The 570-nt window shown below is 75.8% G+C and carries 1 protein-coding gene; it reads right to left on the reverse strand.

Annotated elements, in window-relative coordinates:
• On the reverse strand, positions 1 to 570 hold a 570-nt coding region (locus tag G3I65_RS10670), incomplete at both ends, for a KR domain-containing protein (protein ID WP_160695953.1).

A 570-nucleotide genomic window follows, 5' to 3' on the forward strand; every position in this document is an offset into this window, starting at 1 on the left:
ATCGCGGCGTCCAATGCGGCGAGCGCGTCCTCTGTGGACAGCGGCCGGATGCCGGCCCGCTCGATGCGGCCGCGGTCGCGGTCACCGAGCTTGCCGGTCATCGCGCTGGACAGCGCCCACTGGCCCCAGGCGAGGGAAACCGCGGGCAGGCCGCGGGAACGGCGCCGGGCGGCGAGCGCGTCGAGGGCGCTGTTCGCCGCGGCGTACCCGCTTTGCCCGGCCGCGCCGACGATCCCGGCGACCGAGGAGAACAGGACGAACCAGGCCAGGTCGTGGTCCCGGGTAAGCCTGTCGAGCGCCTCCGCACCGTCCACTTTGGCGCGGAGCACGGCGGAAACCCGTGCCGGTGTCTGCGCTTCGAGCACGCCGTCGTCCAGGACGCCGGCCGCGTGCACCACCCCGATCAGCGGCTGCCCGGCGGGGATCGCCCGCAGCACGTCCGCCACGAAACCGGGCTCGGCCACGTCGCCGGCGGCCACGACCGCCTCGACGCCGAGCGCGGTCAGTTCGCCGATGAGCCCGGCGGCACCGGGCGCGTCGATCCCCCGCCTGCCGACGAGCACCAGCCGC

It is taken from the genome of Amycolatopsis sp. SID8362, from assembly GCF_010550475.1.
Lineage (GTDB): Bacteria > Actinomycetota > Actinomycetes > Mycobacteriales > Pseudonocardiaceae > Amycolatopsis > Amycolatopsis eburnea.